14 protein-coding genes, 1 tRNA gene and 2 pseudogenes are annotated in these 15,653 nt (G+C 66.6%); 8 read left to right on the forward strand and 9 right to left on the reverse strand.

Annotated features, from left to right (window positions below; genetic code table 11):
* Window positions 1–384: 384 nt before the first annotated feature.
* Together RSO01_RS41945 and RSO01_RS41950 are read right to left on the reverse strand one after the other, a co-directional pair.
* A complete protein-coding gene (locus RSO01_RS41945; RefSeq protein ID WP_170303772.1) occupies window positions 385–705 on the reverse strand; it encodes a hypothetical protein in 321 nt (106 codons plus the stop codon).
* A gap of 103 nt (window positions 706–808) precedes the next feature.
* Window positions 809–898: transfer RNA gene (locus tag RSO01_RS41950), tRNA-Ser, on the reverse strand.
* A 118-nt stretch (window positions 899–1,016) separates the two neighbouring features.
* Here RSO01_RS41950 and RSO01_RS41955 point away from each other — a divergent pair.
* Genes RSO01_RS41955 through RSO01_RS41965 form a run of 3 tightly spaced genes read left to right on the forward strand, consistent with a single transcriptional unit; the run spans window position 1,017 to window position 3,433 of the window.
* Window positions 1,017–1,985, forward strand: coding sequence for an LLM class flavin-dependent oxidoreductase (locus tag RSO01_RS41955; protein WP_147156569.1), 969 nt, complete (start codon window positions 1,017–1,019; stop codon window positions 1,983–1,985).
* Window positions 1,982–2,953 (forward strand): Bug family tripartite tricarboxylate transporter substrate binding protein, encoded by a 972-nt coding sequence (locus tag RSO01_RS41960; protein ID WP_147156570.1) that lies wholly within the window; start codon window positions 1,982–1,984, stop codon window positions 2,951–2,953. The genes RSO01_RS41955 and RSO01_RS41960 overlap by 4 nt, the downstream gene beginning before the upstream one ends.
* 9 nt (window positions 2,954–2,962) lie before the next feature.
* Window positions 2,963–3,433 (forward strand): YybH family protein, encoded by a 471-nt coding sequence (locus RSO01_RS41965; protein WP_147156571.1) that lies wholly within the window; start codon window positions 2,963–2,965, stop codon window positions 3,431–3,433.
* 67 nt (window positions 3,434–3,500) lie between these two features.
* On the opposite strand, the gene RSO01_RS41970 is transcribed toward RSO01_RS41965, so the two are convergent.
* Window positions 3,501–4,727 (reverse strand): glycerophosphodiester phosphodiesterase family protein, encoded by a 1,227-nt coding sequence (locus tag RSO01_RS41970; RefSeq protein ID WP_174825993.1) that lies wholly within the window; start codon window positions 4,725–4,727, stop codon window positions 3,501–3,503.
* Window positions 4,728–4,955: 228 nt separating this feature from the next.
* Window positions 4,956–5,690 (reverse strand): SDR family NAD(P)-dependent oxidoreductase, encoded by a 735-nt coding sequence (locus tag RSO01_RS41975; protein ID WP_147156572.1) that lies wholly within the window; start codon window positions 5,688–5,690, stop codon window positions 4,956–4,958.
* A gap of 85 nt (window positions 5,691–5,775) precedes the next feature.
* Between RSO01_RS41975 and RSO01_RS41980 the strand changes: the two genes are divergently transcribed.
* Entirely contained in the window at window positions 5,776–6,153 is a 378-nt protein-coding gene (locus RSO01_RS41980; protein WP_147156573.1) for a winged helix-turn-helix transcriptional regulator, read from the forward strand.
* 28 nt (window positions 6,154–6,181) lie between these two features.
* A pseudogene (locus tag RSO01_RS49265) lies at window positions 6,182–6,342 on the forward strand (IS701 family transposase); the annotation flags it as partial.
* A gap of 132 nt (window positions 6,343–6,474) precedes the next feature.
* On the opposite strand, the gene RSO01_RS41990 reads toward RSO01_RS49265, so the two are convergent.
* Window positions 6,475–7,146 (reverse strand): hypothetical protein, encoded by a 672-nt coding sequence (locus RSO01_RS41990; protein WP_147156574.1) that lies wholly within the window; start codon window positions 7,144–7,146, stop codon window positions 6,475–6,477.
* Window positions 7,147–7,472: 326 nt separating this feature from the next.
* Here RSO01_RS41990 and RSO01_RS41995 point away from each other — a divergent pair, with 326 nt between their 5' ends.
* Window positions 7,473–8,444, forward strand: coding sequence for an AraC family transcriptional regulator (locus RSO01_RS41995; protein ID WP_147156575.1), 972 nt, complete (start codon window positions 7,473–7,475; stop codon window positions 8,442–8,444).
* 151 nt (window positions 8,445–8,595) lie between these two features.
* Here the strand turns inward: RSO01_RS41995 and RSO01_RS42000 are convergent, their stop codons facing one another.
* From RSO01_RS42000 to RSO01_RS50125, 4 genes and pseudogenes are all read right to left on the reverse strand, one after another.
* Window positions 8,596–9,189, reverse strand: a complete 594-nt coding sequence (locus RSO01_RS42000) for a DUF1062 domain-containing protein (protein ID WP_147156576.1) — start codon at window positions 9,187–9,189, stop codon at window positions 8,596–8,598.
* A 300-nt stretch (window positions 9,190–9,489) separates the two neighbouring features.
* Window positions 9,490–11,169 (reverse strand): gamma-glutamyltransferase, encoded by a 1,680-nt coding sequence (gene ggt, locus RSO01_RS42005; RefSeq protein WP_147156577.1) that lies wholly within the window; start codon window positions 11,167–11,169, stop codon window positions 9,490–9,492.
* Window positions 11,170–11,176: 7 nt separating this feature from the next.
* Window positions 11,177–11,812 (reverse strand): pyridoxamine 5'-phosphate oxidase family protein, encoded by a 636-nt coding sequence (locus tag RSO01_RS42010; protein ID WP_147156578.1) that lies wholly within the window; start codon window positions 11,810–11,812, stop codon window positions 11,177–11,179.
* A 6-nt stretch (window positions 11,813–11,818) separates the two neighbouring features.
* A pseudogene (locus RSO01_RS50125) lies at window positions 11,819–11,935 on the reverse strand (hypothetical protein); the annotation flags it as partial.
* 80 nt (window positions 11,936–12,015) lie between these two features.
* Here RSO01_RS50125 and RSO01_RS42020 point away from each other — a divergent pair.
* The gene (locus RSO01_RS42020) at window positions 12,016–14,025 is read left to right on the forward strand and encodes a hydantoinase/oxoprolinase family protein (RefSeq protein WP_147156579.1); all 2,010 of its coding nucleotides are present in this window, start codon (window positions 12,016–12,018) and stop codon (window positions 14,023–14,025) included.
* Window positions 14,026–14,035: 10 nt separating this feature from the next.
* The gene (locus RSO01_RS42025) at window positions 14,036–15,616 is read left to right on the forward strand and encodes a hydantoinase B/oxoprolinase family protein (protein WP_147156580.1); all 1,581 of its coding nucleotides are present in this window, start codon (window positions 14,036–14,038) and stop codon (window positions 15,614–15,616) included.
* The last annotated feature ends 37 nt before the right edge of the window (window positions 15,617–15,653 follow it).

Consider the following 15,653-nt stretch of genomic DNA (forward strand, 5'->3'; position numbering starts at 1 on the left):
ACGGCCGAATCGGACAGTTACGCAAGTTTCGCAACGGGAATCGCCACATCGAAAACGCGGCGCCCGGCCCGTCCGATCGCAGGCAACCGGACGGGCGGCACGCGGTGCCTGCCGCGCCCATTGGTCTCGGATCAAACGATGCATAGAGCGACAACACGGAGAAGCAACGCAACGAGTCGACAATATAACTCAAGTGCATTTCAGTCAAGCACTAGGGTAATTATCACCAATTTCGTTTTCGCGACTTTTGGCGCTCCGTAGAGGGCCACGTCTGGCGGGTCGAACCGGCGATCACGCCATTCGTTGTGTTGCTCGATCTGAGTGCCAGCAGTGCTTGCAGCGCCGACACGCCATCGCGAGTCTCATGCAGCTGCGGGATCTGCGCTAGGACAGACCGCGATACCTCCGGCGCCGGGGCGGCCGCGAGCCGAGCACAAAGCCGGTATCGGGCCGGCCGCCGCTGCGGTTGCCGATCCACAGGAAGATGAGGCCCAGCACCAGGAAGGCCGGCAACACCGGGACCATCAGCACCGGCCGGACCAGCCAGAACCAGAGGGCCGAGGAGACACTGCGCTGGATCGCCGTCTGCGCGTCGGCAAGCGAGCGTGTGTCGAGATGCGACCAAAGGTCCCCCAGGCCGAGCAGATGGAACGACCCCTCGGTCCACCAGGCCAGCGCATCATGCACGATTGCTGCGACGGCCATGGCCAACAGAAGCCACCCCAGCGCGCGAAACACTACCATCTTTCCCCCAATGGCGGCGCGCACCCTACAGAAGTGGGGCCCTCGGGGGAAGACATGTCAGGGATGGCGGACAGGGCGGGATTCGAACCCGCGGTGGCTGTTACACCACGCACGCTTTCCAAGCGTGTGCCTTAAACCACTCGGCCACCTGTCCCAGGCGCGGTTCGTCGTCCTTATAGCGCGCCAAACAGGCCGGGCAACGACGATATGGCCCACGGCTTGCCTGCCCCATGGGTGGCGTCTAGCGTCGCTGCGTGGGGAGTGACGACCGGATGGATGACTTACCGAGGCTTGGCATTCGGCTGCATGGCGGCCTCGCCGCCAGCCGGTGCGTCGAACTCGCGCTCTCGGCCGAAGCCAACGGCTTCGCCTCGGTCTGGTTCGCCGAGAATCCCCTGGAGCGTGGCGCCCTGCCGGCGCTCGCCGCCTGCGCGGCGGCGACCAGGCGCATCGAGCTCGGGATTGGCGTGTGGAATCCCTTCCTGCGCCATCCCACGCAAATCGCGATGGACGCCAGCGCGCTCGACGAGCTGTCAGAAGGCCGCCTCGCGCTTGGCATCGGCTCGGGCCTCGCCGGGCCGATCAAGCGGCTGGGCATCGACAACAGCAAACCGCTGGCAGCCCTCAGGGACACCTTCGCCATCGTGCGCGGCCTGCTCGCCGGCGAGACGGTCACCTACAAAGGCAAGGCCTTCACCGTCGAGAATGCAAAACTCTCCTACAGGCCGAGCCGGCCCGCACTACCGATCCTCATGGCGGCGCGCGGGCCGCAGGCGCTGAAGCTCTGCGGCAGCCTCGCCGACGGCCTGATGATCTCCAACATGTGCCCGCCCGGCTTCGCCACCTGGGCCGCCTCGATCGCGCGGCCGGCGCGACTGGTGCAATACGCGCCCTGCGCCATCGCCGCCGATCACGCGACGGCGATGGCCGCGATCAAGCCCGTCCTGCACGGCATGCTGAAGACCTTCTGGGCGCTGGCGCAGACGGTGCCGGCCGCCAAGGTGAGCCTGGTCGAGCATAGCGGCATCGCCGAAGCCGACTTCGCCGCCGCCGTCAACTCGCCCGCGGCGCAACTCGACGAGCGCTTCGTCGAGGCCTTCGCAGTCGCCGGCACGGCGGACGAGTGCCTCAGCCGAATCGCCGCGTATCGCAGAGTGGGGGTCACGGATCTCGTGCTGACCTTCGTCGGCCCTGACCCTGTGGCGGACATGGCGCGCTTTTCGCTTGGAGCGACGACATGAATGTCCCCAAGCTCTTCGTTGCCGCCATGGCGGCCTTTGCCCTCGGTGTGGCGCAAGCGCCCGCGCAAGACTGGCCGAGCAAACCTGTCCGCTTCGTCGTCCCGTTTGCCGCCGGCGGTTCGACCGACGTGCTGACCCGGCTGCTGTGCGATCAGCTGGCGATCGAGCTCAAGACGCCGTGCGTTGTCGAGAACAAGGGCGGCGCCGGCGGCAATGTCGGCGGCCAGGCCGTCGCCACGTCGCCGCCGGACGGCTACACGTTCCTGGTCTCCGCACCGGGCGTACTCGCCTACAACAAGATCCTCTATCGCGAGATGGCGTTCGATCCCGACAAGGATCTCGACCCGATCTGCCTCTATGCCTTCCAGCCCAACGTGCTGGTGGTCCATCCCTCGTTGCCGGTGAAGAGCGTCGAAGAGCTGATCGCCTACGCCAAGGCCAATCCGCGCAAGCTGAACTACGCGTCCGGCGGCGTCGGCTCGACCTCGCATGTCGCGGGCGAGCTGTTCAGGACCATGGCCGGGCTGGAGTGGCAGCACGTGCCCTATCGCGGCACAGGCCCTTCGCTGGTCGACCTACTGGCGGGCCAGGTCCAGCTCACCATCGACAATCTCCCGGCGATCCTGCCGCACATCAAGACGGGCGCCTTGCGCGCGCTCGCAATCAGCACCGACAAGCGCGTGCCGCAGCTGCCCGACCTGCCGACCATCGCCGAGGCGGGCCTGCCGGGCTACGCCGCGATCTCCTGGCAGATGGTGGCCGTGCCGACGGGCACGCCGCGCCCGATCATCGATCGCATGGCGGCAACCATCAGCAAGCTCACCGCCGAACCCGCCTTTCGCGCGCGCGTGGCCGACGCCGGCGCCGAACCGGCTGGCGGCACGGTCGACGAGGCGCGCGCCTTCGTGAAACAGGAAACCGTGAAGTGGCGCGAGGTGGTGCTAAAGTCGGGCGCCAAGGCGGATTGAAGGGTGGAAATGAGCGACGCGAAGATCGTCGGCGGCAGCGATGCCGACATCAAAAAGCTGCTGCAGCTGCACGAGGACTATCTGGTCGCCAACGGCAAGTTCGACTGGCCGGCCATCGAGCCGATCTGGAGCAAGGAGCCGCACGCGACCTTCTTCAACCTGAACGGCCATACCTACAACGGCGCCGAGCACTGGAGCCGGCTGTGGGCGTTCTACATCAAGAACGTGAAGGGCTCGTACTGGACGCCGTACGACATCGGCGGCGAGATCAGGGGCGACATGGCGGTGATCTGGTGCCACCGCAACTCCCAGCGCAACTGGGTCGGCACGACGGCCCAGCCGCCGCGCGACATCCACTACCAGGGACAAGAGTTCGTCAGCCGCTCGACGATGGTGTTTCACAAGGAAAAGGGCGAGTGGCGTGTCGTCCACGCCCACTTCTCGGTCGGCGATTCGGGCGAGCGGCCGGGAGGCGTTTGAAGCCGCTCCCGCAAGAGCCCTATCCCCGAGGGCACGCGTTCCAAGGCTGAGGCCTCATCTTCACCGCCTACTCCAAGCCCATGCAGCTCGCATAGTAGCTCACGGTGGCGGGCCAGTCGCTGAAAACGCCGGTCACGCCGGCCTGCTGGGCCAGCACGTCAAGCACTTCGTAGTAATCACCGCCGCCGGTGATCGCCTTCGAAACGCTGTTGAAATACCAACCACCACCGTCCGTCAGCGGACCCGAGCGCTCCAATGACCAGGTGATGATCTTGATGCCGGCCTTTTTCAGGGCGATTGCCAAGGCCGAAGGGACGATCTTGCCCTCTTTGTTCACGGTCAGCAGGAAGGTGATCGCCGGTGCGACGTAGTTGATGCCTTCAGCCTTCAGCGCCGCCGGCTCCCACCCCCAGGTCGCGGGGTCCATGCCGTTGAGACCGGGGATGCTTTCATCATCGATCAGATAGATGGCCTGCGCGCCGTATCCCGGCTCTGTCTTGATCCAATAGCGCACATCGGCAATGTCGAAGCTTTGCGGAAAGACGTTCGAGGCCGGCACGCCGGCTTCCTTGTATTCGCTGATCAGCTTCCGAGCGTAATCCTCGCGTGAGAAGCCGTTGTAAGGCATCTGAACCACCGGGGTCTTCAGCTCCGGGGTGAACTTCGCGCCGAGCGAGCGGAAGAGCGCGATCGATTCCTTATGCGTCATCAGGCGTGCGGGCTGGGTCGCATAGAGGTTGGTGCGCCAGCCTGCCGTTCCGGAAAGATAGGCCTCAGGCGTCGTCGCCGTTTTGTCGAAGCCGTCCGTCTTGGGTGTCAGAGTACGGAACTCGGCCAGGGTGATGTCCGAGGTCCGGCATTCCGCCGTGGCGGGCTTGTCGCCCGAGGCAGGCGTGAAAGGCGTCGTGCATTTCGCGGCCAGTGGGGTCGCGACGATATTCGTCGTCTGGTGCAGATCGTTCTGCGCGTGGCGGCAGACGAGTTCCTTGTCGGCGGTAAAGGCAACGTCGCATTCCAGGATCCCGGCGCCCTGCCATGCGGCAGCGAGGTTCGACTCAACCGTGTGTTCGGGGAATTGCAACGGCGCGCCGCGATGCCCGATCGAGAACAGAGTCCGCTTGACCGGCTTGCCCATGCAAGCCTGAAGCTTCTGTTTCAGCGGACCGTCCTTCATCTTGTCGATCAGGTAGAGCGGGCGAACACCTACCTCGATGGGCACCTGCTGTGCGGCTGTTGAAATGGTGGTTGCAAGCAGGGCAATCAGACCGATCAGGATGCTACGAATATGGCGCATGGTTCCGTCCCTTGCATTGCCTCCAGACCATCTTGTAGATCGGGCATGACAGGCAAATGAACGGCGAGATTCGGCGGCAGGCCAGCCCTGCGCGCAATCGGTCGTGACCGTCATGAGAGCGCTATGGCGTACGTAGTTCTCGTTTTCGTCGCTCTCCGTAGGGTGCCTCCCGAAGCTGCGACGGAGCATAGGGAGGCTGCCGCAACCTCAGGTTGGCCGTACATGAAATCAGATCTGCGCGATGCCGCCATCCACAAAGACCTCGCTTCCGGTCATGAAGCTGCTGTCGCCCGACGCCAGGAAGGCAGCCGCCGCAGCCGTTTCGGCCGGATCGCCGAGACGGCCGAGCGGCGTGCCGGCGCCCATCTCGTCCATGCCCGCCTCGCCGACGACCTCCACGGCCAGCTCCGTCCGCGTCGGCCCCGGTGAGAGGACGTTGACGCGAATGCCGGTACCCCTCAGGTCGAGCGCCCAACTGCGTGCGAAGTTGCGGATCGCCGCCTTGGTGGCGCTGTAGACGCTGAAGCTCGGCGTCCCCATGACCCCTGTGCTCGAGCCGGTAAGGATGATCGTTGCCCCGGCGGACATCAGCGGCAGGGCCTTCTGCACCGTGAAGAGCGTGCCTTTGACGTTGGTGCTGAAGGTCTGTTCGTAATGTTCGGGTGTGATCTCGCTCAGCGGGACCAACTCCCCGGTCCCCGCATTGGCGAACAGGATATCGAGATGCCCTCGCTCCGCCTTCACAGTCTCGAACAGCCGGTCGAGATCGGCCAGGTCGCTCACCGAACCGCTTACAGCGCGCGCATTGGGCCCGAGCTGCGCCAGCGCCGCATCGAGCGCGCCCTGCCGCCGTCCGAAGATGTAGACGAACGCGCCTTCTTCGATGAACCGCTTCGCGGTCGCGAGCCCGATGCCGCTTCCGCCGCCGGTTACCACCGCCGTTTTGCCTTCCAACCTCTTCATCTCGGTGCCTCCATTTAAGGTGGCACTTAGCTGGCGCGATACACACCTATCGACAAGTATGCACCTTTTGGTAAGTATCAAAAATATGGTTACGACATCTGACCCCGTTCCCGGCTTCACCTGTGGGCTCGACGCCACGCTGCGCGTGATCTCCGGCAAGTGGAAGCCATTGATCCTCTACTTCCTGCTCCAAGCGCCGAACCGCTACGGCGAGCTCAAGCGAGCTGTCCGCAGGGTCAGCGACAAGGTGCTGATCCAGCAACTGAAGGAACTCGAGGCCGACGGCATCCTGAGGCGCACCGACTACAAGGAGGTGCCGCCGCGGGTCGATTATTCGCTCACGCCGCTCGGCCGCAGCCTCGCCGAAGCGCTCGCGCCGCTCTGCACCTGGGGAACGGAGAATATGGCCGAGGTCAGCCGCGTCCTTGCCCAGCGCGAAGCCTGGGATCGCGGGACGGGCTAAGGACACTCCGAACAACAACCGCTACGATCTCGTCGACCTTGCCAAGTCGCGCGGGCGGATCGAGCTGGACCATCAGGAACCCAAGCGGGAAATGGGGCTGGGGCACTATGAAGGACGCGGATGTATGGCGCGCTTCCATCGTCACGCCACGCTCCGCATTGCAGCTATGGATTCCTGATCGCCGAGCGCCCTCGTGGCCTGCGCGCCATGTTCCAAATTCGATCGCGACGATGCGCGCTCGCCTGATCAACGCGCTCGCAAAGCGATCCGGCGAGATCAGATAGACCCACCCTACGCACTGCAGCTACGGGTGAGGCGTTTCTACCCTGCTCCGGGCGGCGCCATGTTCAATCCCTGCGCGGCTGCGCTGACCGCCACCAGGTTGGAGAAGTTTTCGGGCCGGTAGCGCCAAGTCTGCACATCCATACCCCGCATGGTCATCTCCAGCACGAAGAGCCTGCCGCCACCACTGCCGGATCGGCGGTAGCAAAGCCACCATGTCCAATCTTCGACGGCTCCGCGTATCCGGCCCGGCGCGATGCGGGTCTCGAACTCGGCGATGCGATCCTCGCCCGTGACGTACTTGTCGGCTCCCACTGCGATCGAATGAGCCGTGTTAAAGGCGTTCGTGCCATTCGCCTGCCGCTCCCATTGTTCCGTCAACTCATGCAAGAAGGCTCCTCCGGCAACGTGCGACGGCAGACGCTCAAGATCGCCGACGTCGATGGTGCCGCCTTGCACCATGAAACCCGCATTGGCGAATTGCCCGACGCGCACCATCTCGTTCCCGCGGCTGATAAGGATGGTGACCCGCCGCGCCCCCTCTCTCGTAAGCAGCCTGCTCAGCAGGGCGGCGAACCGATTCTGCCAGGACGCCCGGCGAGTCGCGGCAGCCGGGACGGCCCCCAGAAAACGCCCGCGGCCCGCCTCGGGCACGGGCACCGCCGGAACAGTGCCCGCCCATTCGGCCGGCGGCGAAACAGCAAGCTGCACCCGGTCGGCCGCAGCCAGCCGTTCACCAGTTGGACGAGATCCTGCGACGGATTCCGCATTCCCGGCGGGCCATTAAGCTCGAAATAGAAGGGCATCGCTTATCCCTCGCGGCAAGACCGTCTTTACCGCATGCTCGGCCAGATTTTGTGCGCCGTCTTGTCCGAAAGCGCACGCGGCTTGCACGCGGACGCACTCGCGAGTGGCCTTGGGCGGCTGCCCGGCCACACCATCGACGAGACCGACGAGCCTCCGAAGAGACCGGCGAATTGATGGCCGCAGTTCGTTCGTGCGATACTGGCCACGCGGTCGGTCGAAAGGGGGGGCCTATGGCGCCATCGGCGAGCGATTTCGTGTCGGTGCGGTTCTCGACCGACGATTTGCCGGATCGCGACCGCCACGCGTTCGTGCGCGAGGTCCTGGGACGTCAGATTCTGGGGGCCGAGATCACGGCCCTGACGGATGGCCCGGTCTGCTCGCACTTCGCTCTGACGGCCTTGCCCGGGCTCTTCTTCACGTCCGGAGAGAACTCGGGGTTCCGGCTTGAGCGGACGCGCCGCGACCTCGCCGACGGCAAGGACGACCTGTTCCTGTCCATTCAGACGGCTGGCGTCACGATTGCGTCGCAGCTTGGCCGCGAACGCACATTCTGCCCAGGCGAAGTGACCTTGCTGTCGGGGGCCGAGACCGGCTTCGCAGCCTTTCCGTCCGCGTCGCGGCTCGTCAGCATCGCGCTTTCGCGCGCCGCGCTCGCCCCGCTGGTGCCGGGCCTTGACGACGCCCTCATGCGGCCCCTGCCAAGCGGCTCGGAGGCGCTGCGGCTGCTAGCGAGCTACCTTCACGAGCTGGAGAACGGATACGCGCTGGCGGTGCCCGAGCTGCGGCGCGTCGTTGTCGGCCACGTCTACGACCTTGCGGCGCTGGTAATCGGGCCGGGACGCGACGCGGCGGAGGCGGCCTCGGCAAGGGGTTTGCGGGCGGCGCGTGTGCGCGAGATCCTGGCGGTCATCAGGGCCGGATTTCCTGATCCGGCGTTCTCCCTCCATCGCGTCGCCCGCAAGGTCAGCTTATCGCCGCGCTACGTCCAGGACCTGCTGCATGAGACGGGCGCGAGTTTCACCGAGCTCGTTCTCCGATTGCGGCTGGAAAAGGCGCGGACGATGCTTGCCGATCCTCGAAACGACCGGCTGAAGATCATTGATGTCGCCTATGCGTGCGGCTTCAACGAGGTCTCGTACTTCAACCGTTCCTTCCGACGCCAGTTTGGCGCTTCGCCCACCGCGCTGCGCGCCAACGCCTGAGGCAACCGCGCCTGCCTTTGCCGAATCCCTTGCGTGTCGATCATGCCGACCCGCATACCGCCGCAACGCCACACCAGGAGCCAAGCCGCTCCGAGTCACATCGCCACAGGGCGCCCCCGCGCAATCCGATTCACTTGTTGTGACGGGCGTCCTAAGGGCAGCTTCGGGCAAGTTCGAGAACGATCCGCAGTCCATCTCGCACCGTCCGGCGCAAGTGCGATTCCTGCGGGAATGCGACGAGGTCGCCGGCCTTCACCAATGTCTGGATCCGGCTTCGCGGCAACTGCAGCTCCTTCGCGAGAAGCCGATCCACGCGGAGCCCGACCGGTTCGGGGACGGAGCATAGAATCTCCAACTGTCGCGCCGGCATGGTGCTCTCCGACAGCACGGTCTTGATCACCAGCGCGTCGTCGAATTCCTCGACGCGTCCTGCGCAGCGCCTCAGGCCTTCGACATCGAAGGCGAGCCGACGTGCCAGCGCCTGCTCGCTGGTGTGCAATGCCATGAGCAGGTCGGGCTCGATCGTCCGCACAGAGCGGCGCTCCAGGATCGGGCGGTTCCAGGTGCTGCCGCAGCCCGTGCATTTGTAGATCAGCCAGGCGTCGACGCGCTTGCCGTTGGCATTGAGCCTGATCTTGTCGCTGCTGCGGAAGGGTCTCGCCTCACCGCATCGGCTGCAGCTGAGCCACGGCTGGGGCGCGGTACGAGGAGTGATGGTCCATTGAACCCGTAAGACATCGGACATGCCGCCTTGCTCTTCCCATTGGGAAGCTCAGCAGGACGGCGGCAGGGCGAACCCCTTCGGACGCGGCGTAGCAAGGACGGTGGAGCGGAGAGCTGAAATGGCGGCGAGACAGTCATGCCAAACCGGTCTCGAACCGCCACCATGAAGAGCTTGCGCGCAAAAACGACGCGGCGACGCATCTCGCATTGCCGCGCTGGTGGAACTGACGAGACCGGCAATTACTTAGGCAAGGTCGCTCAACCGTTGGCTGTCAACGGCGGCGGTTCTAGCCAAGGAATTCGGGGTTGGAAAGTCGGCCGATCAGCCGGGCAGCACGAAGCGCACCCCGGGCCGCGCGAAGCCGCCGCCCAGCGCTACCGGTGAGCCGTCGGCCCGCCAGCAGGCGGCACCCGTCATGCTGCCGTCGTCGTGGAACTGGATGGCGTTCATGCCGCCCGCCACCGTCGGCATGACCTGCAGCTTGTGGCCGCGCGCGACGAGCCCCTGGCGCACCGTCTCGGGGATGCCGTGCTCGACCTCCAGCACCGGCCCCTCGGTCCAGATGCGCGGCGCCTCGACCGCCTCCTGCAGGGTCATGCCGTGGTCCAGAAGGTTGATCAGCGCCTGCCAGGCCGAGGGAAAGATCTTGCGGCCGCCGGGGAGACCCAGCGCATAGATCAACCGGCCGTCGTGCAGGGCCATCATCGGCGCCATCGACGTGGTCACCCGCTTGCCCGGCGCGATCGACAGCGCATTGCCCGGCCGCGGATCGAAGTTCGACATGTAGTCGTTCGGCACCATGCCGATGCCGGGCACGACGAAGCGCGCGCCGAACAGGCTGTTGATGGTCTGGGTGGTGCAGACGACGTTGCCCTTGCCGTCGGCCGTGGTGAGGTGCGTGGTGTCGGCGCCTTCCTTGGCGAGCAACCCCGACGTCCAGCGCTTGGCGTGGCCGAGGTCGATGCCGGCGCGACGCTGGTCGGCGTAGGCCTTCGACGTGATGCGCTCGACGGGCACGTCGACGAAAGCCGGATCGCCGCTCGCCTGAGCGCGATCGGCGAAGGCGATCTTCAGCACCTCGGCCAGCAGATGCAGCGTCTCCACCGTCCCGAAACCCAGTCTCTTGATGTCGTAGCCCTCCAGGATGTTCAGCATCTGGGTGATGTGCACGCCAGACGCCGCGGGTGGCGGCGGGCCGACGATCTCCCAATCGCGATAGCGGCCGCGGATCGGCGCCCGCTCGACGACGCGGTAGTCGGTGAGGTCCTTCCTGGAGACGAACCCGCCGGCCTTCTGCATGCACTCCACGAGCAGGTCGCCAAGCGGCCCGCCATGCAGCGCGCTCTCGCCCTGCTGGGCGATCAAGGTGAGCGCCTCGCCATAGTCGGCCTGCACCAGGCGCGTCCCGGCCTTCAGCGGCGTGCCGTCAGGCAGCAGCCGGGCGGCGGCCAGCTTGTCCTTCAAGAGATCGGGTGCGGCGCTTTCGATGCAGTCGGACAGGTACGGCGTGACCGTGAATCCGCGGGTGGCGTGGCGGATCGCGGGCTGCATGACGTCGGCAAGCGACATCGTGCCGTAGCGCCGCAAGGCCAGGGTCCAGGCCAGCAGCGATCCCGGCGCGGCAACTGCCTTGGGCCCGACCTGGTTCTCCTGGCCCTCGACGTCGTAGACCTCCGGCGCTGCACCAGCGACCGGCCGGTACATGTCCGGGCGGCCGGCGAGCGGCACCGCGCTCATGCCGTCGACGACGGTGTGGGTGCCGTCGGCCAGGCGGATATGGCAGGTCGTGCCGCCGATCAGGCCCACCATCATCGGCTCGACGACCGTGAGGGCGAATTGCGCGGCAACCGCGGCGTCAACGGCATTGCCGCCGGCCGCCAGCATCTCCATGCCGGCGGCGGACCCCAGCGGATGGTTGGTGACCACCACGCCCTTGGCGCCATGCGCCGGCTGCTTCTCGCAGGTGAAGAGCGTACCGGCGCGCCCCCGCCAACCCGACATGGTCACGTCAGTAGATCGTTTCCTTGAGGCGTTGCGGATATTCGCGATCGTAGGTCTCGGCGTCGAACTCCGCCTGCAGCGCCTTCATCATGGTGCCGCTCGAGGGCAGCGCGTTTTCAGCCAGATGCCGGCTCGCGTCCCACAGGTGCGAGCGCACCAGCGCCTTGGGGCACTGGGTGTAGACGCTCTCGGCGGTGACGATGATCACGCTGCGCGGCACCTTGTTTTCCATGGTGAAGGAGGCGCAGAGCTCGGGATCGACGCTGATGGCGGCGCGGCCGTTGATGCGCAGTGTGCGGCCGATGCCGGGGATCAGGAACAGGAGCGCAATGCGCGGATCGCGGACGATGTTGCGCAGCGTGTCGATGCGGTTGTTGCCCCGCCGGTCGGGGATCATCACGGTCTTGCTATCGACCACCCGCACAAAGCCGGCCGGATCGCCGCGCGGCGTGCAGTCGAGCCCCTCGGGGCCGGACGTCGCCAGCACGACGAACGGCGAGACCTCGATGAAGCGGCGATAGTGCTCGGAGATGTGCGGGATTTCCTTGATCACCGCCGCGCCGGCTGGCTGGCCATAGAGCGCTTCGAGTTCCGCTTCGGACGTGACGAGATGCTGCACAGCGACCTCTTTCAGCAGGAGCATCGTCTGTTATCCCAGTGGGCGCACATCGACAAGCCTGCGGGTCGCCGCGGCGGCCGCGGCCATGGCGGGAGAAGCCAGGGGCGTGCGGTCAAACGAGCCCTGCCGCCCCTCGAAATTGCGATTCAGCCAGAGGTCTGTCGTTATGATGGCTGCTTGGCGCAGCGATTGCTGGCGAACGACAACGCAATCAGGTGGGAGTCATCATGCCGGACAACGGCTGGCAGGTCGGCATCGATATCGGCGGTACCTTCACCGACCTGGTGGCGTTGAAGCCCGCGACGGGCGAGTTGCGATCGATCAAGGTGCCGACGCAGCGCAATGATCCGGTTGCCAGCATCAAGGCGGCCCTGGCGGCGGCAGGCCTGGTGGCGATCGACGTCGACGATCTCGTGCACGGCACAACGCTCGTCACCAACGCCATCGTCGAGGATCGCGTCGAACCCGTGGCGTTGATCGCCACCGAGGGCTTCGAGGACGTGCTGGATATCGGCCGCGCCGGACGCCAGCATCTCTATCGCCTCGACCTGCCGCCCAAGCGCGCAGCGCAGGTTCCGATGGAACGCCGCATATCGTTGGCCGAGCGCGTCGATCACACGGGCGCCGCCGTGAAAGTGCCCGACGTCACCGCGCTCGCCGAAGCAGTGCGGCAAGCGACGACGACGGGTGTCGAGAGCGTCGCGGTATCCCTGCTCCACGCCTACGCCAACCCGGCGCATGAGCGTGCCTTGGGTGCGGCGCTGAAGGCCTCGATGCCCTACGTGTCGCTGTCGCACGAAGTCAATCCCGAGACCCGCGAGTTCGAGCGTACCGCCACAACCGTGCTGAACGCCTCGGTCATGCCCATCGCCGCGCGCTATCTCGATCGCCTGCAGCGCGAGGTCCAGGGCTCGCGCCTGCATGTCATGCATTCGGCGGGCGGCATGGCCTCGCCCGAAGCCGCGGCGCGGCGGCCGCTGGCGATGGCGCTCTCGGGGCCTGCGGCCGGCATCTCCGCCGCGCAGCACGTGGCCGCCTCGCTCGGTCTCGACAAGGTCCTGAGCTTCGACATGGGCGGCACGACGACCGACGTCTGCCTGATCGTGAAAGGGGCGGCCGAGATCTCCACCGATTCCAAGCTGGCCGGGCGGCCGGTGCGGCAGCCCATGGTCGCCATCGAATCGATCGGCGCGGGAGGCGGCTCGCTGGTGATGCTCGGCACCGGTGGCCTGTCGATCGGACCGGAGAGCGCCGGCGCCGAACCAGGACCGGCGGCCTACGGACGTGGCGGCACGCGGCCGACCGTGACCGACGCCAACGCCGTTCTAGGCTATCTCGACATCAACCGGCGTCTGGGTGGCGCCATTTCCCTCGATGTCGCGGCGGCGAAGGCCGCGCTGGAACCGCTCGCCAAGCGGCTTGGCGTAAGCGTCGTCGAATTGGCGCTGGGCGTGCAGCGTGTCGCCAATGCGACGATGGTGCGCGCGCTCGCCCGCGTCACCGTCGAGCGCGGCGTCGACGGGCGGCAATGCAGCCTGCTGGCGTTCGGCGGCGCCGGTCCCATGCATGCCGCCCAGCTCGCGCGCGAGTTCGGCATCACCGAGATCGTCGTGCCGCGCTTCTCCTCGGCCTTCTCCGCCCTGGGCTGCATTGTCGCCGACATGAGCTATACCCAGCAGCAGGCCGTGCGCATGCTGAGCACCGACTGGGACGCCGACCGCTTCGCCAGGCTCCATGACGAGATGCTGTCCACCTTGATCGCGCCGCTGCAACGCCAGGGCCATGACAGGAAAACGATCGTCGTCGAGCGCACGGCCTTGGTCCGCTATGTCGGCCAGAGCTATGCCGTCGAGGTACCCTTCGACGAGCCGCTCGACCTGGAGGTACTGGGCGGCAACTTTCGCAAGCGACATCGCGAGATCTATGGCTATGCCACCGACGAGCACTGGGAGATGCAGAGCCTGCGCCTGCGTGCCCTGGTCGCGCGCCGCACGACGCTCGGGCTGTTGGACAATTCGGGTGCGATGCCGCAGCCGACCAGCGTCGGCGACTGCTGGTTCGAGCCGTCGGCGCCGCATCGCACGCCGCGCTTCGATCGCGAGCTGCTGCCCGTCGGCGCCAAGATCGCCGGGCCGGCCATTGTCGAGGATGCCTGGTCGACCATCGTCGTCCCTCCGGGCTATGTCCTGACCACTGACACGATGGGCCATCTCTGGATCCGGGAAGCAGGCCTATGAGGAACAGGGCATGAAGAACACCGTCGATCCCTTCACCGTGGAAGTCATCCGCCATGCGTTGACGGCGGCGGCGGAAGAGATGTCCTTCGTCGTCATGCGCTCCGCCCGTTCGCCGCTGTTGCGCGAGGCGGGCGACCTCTCATCGGCCATTACCGACCACAAGGGCGACCTCATCGCCCAGGGCCGCGACATCCCGATCCATCTCGGCGTCATGAGCTTCACGGTGAAGAAGTTTTTGGAACGCGTGCCGGCGGAGCGCCTGCGGCCGGGCGACGTTTGGTTCCTCAACCTGCCCGAGGTCGGCGGCAATCATCTGCCCGACGTGAAGGCGATCCGGCCGATCTTCCTGGAAGGACGGTTGTTCGCCTTCGCCGTCAGCCTGGCCCATTGGGGCGATATCGGCGGCGCCTGGGCGGGCAGCTACTTCGCTGCCGCGACCGAGACCTGGCAGGAGGGCGTGCGCATCCCACCCCTGCGGCTCTGCACGGCCGACGGCATCGACGAGGAGAAACGTGACTTCCTGCTGGCCAACCTGCGCGGCCCCGCCGAGCGTGAGGGCGATCTTCTGGCCCAGGTGGCGGCGACGCGGGCGGCCGAGGGGCGCCTGACGCGGCTCTGCGAGGAACACGGCGCGGCCACCATCCGCGCGGCACTCGATCGCCTGGACGATCTTTCCGAGGCGCAGATGCGCGAGGCGATCGCGAGCCTTCCCGACGGCGTCTACGAGGGCGAGGATTTCCTCGACGACGACGGGCCGGGCGGCAAGCCCGCCGCCATCCGCGTCCGCGTCGAGATCGCGGGCGATCGGGCAAGCTTCGACTTCAGCGCCACCGACGATGCCGTCGCCGGCCCGCTCAACACCACGCCGTTCGTCGCCATGGCCGCTGTCTACTACGCCATCAAGGCGGTGGCCGGGCCGGAGATCCAGCCCAACGGCGGCTGCTACCGCGCGCTCGACGTTCGCACGCGCCCGGGCTCGATCCTCGATCCCGGCATCGACAAGCCGGTGGTCGGCGGCAACCACGAGACCTCGCAGCGTGCCGTCGACGCCATCATGAAGGCCTTCGCCCACGCCGTGCCGGAGCGGCTCACGGCGGGTGGCTCGACGACGGCCGGCCTCCTGATTTTCGGCGGCACGCGGCGCGACGGCGCCACCGGCACGTTCTACGAGACCCATGGCGGCGGCGAGGGCGCCCGCGCCGACCGCGACGGCGTGCCCGTCGTGCGCGTCCATCTCACCAACACCATGAACACGCCGGCCGAGATCGTCGAAGCGGAGTACATGATCCGCGTCGAGGAGCAGCGCCTGCGGCGCGGCTCGGGCGGCGCCGGCAAGCATCGCGGCGGCGAGGGCATGATCCGCACCTACACCGTGATGGGCGACGGGCTCACGCTCACGACGATGTTCGAACGCCGTGTCGTGCCGCCCTACGGGCTGATGGGTGGCGAGGCCGGCGCGCCGTTCCGCGTCACGCTGCATCGCGCAGCCGGCGGCAGCCGCGAGCTTTCAGGCAAGGAGAACCTCTCCTTGTCCGCCGGCGACCGTGTCGTCATGGAGACGTCCGGCGGCGGCGGTTACGGAAAGGCGTGAAATCTTCCGGACCGCGCGCATCCTGCGCGCTCATGAA

Source organism: Reyranella soli, from assembly GCF_007992495.1.
GTDB classification, from domain to species: domain Bacteria; phylum Pseudomonadota; class Alphaproteobacteria; order Reyranellales; family Reyranellaceae; genus Reyranella; species Reyranella soli.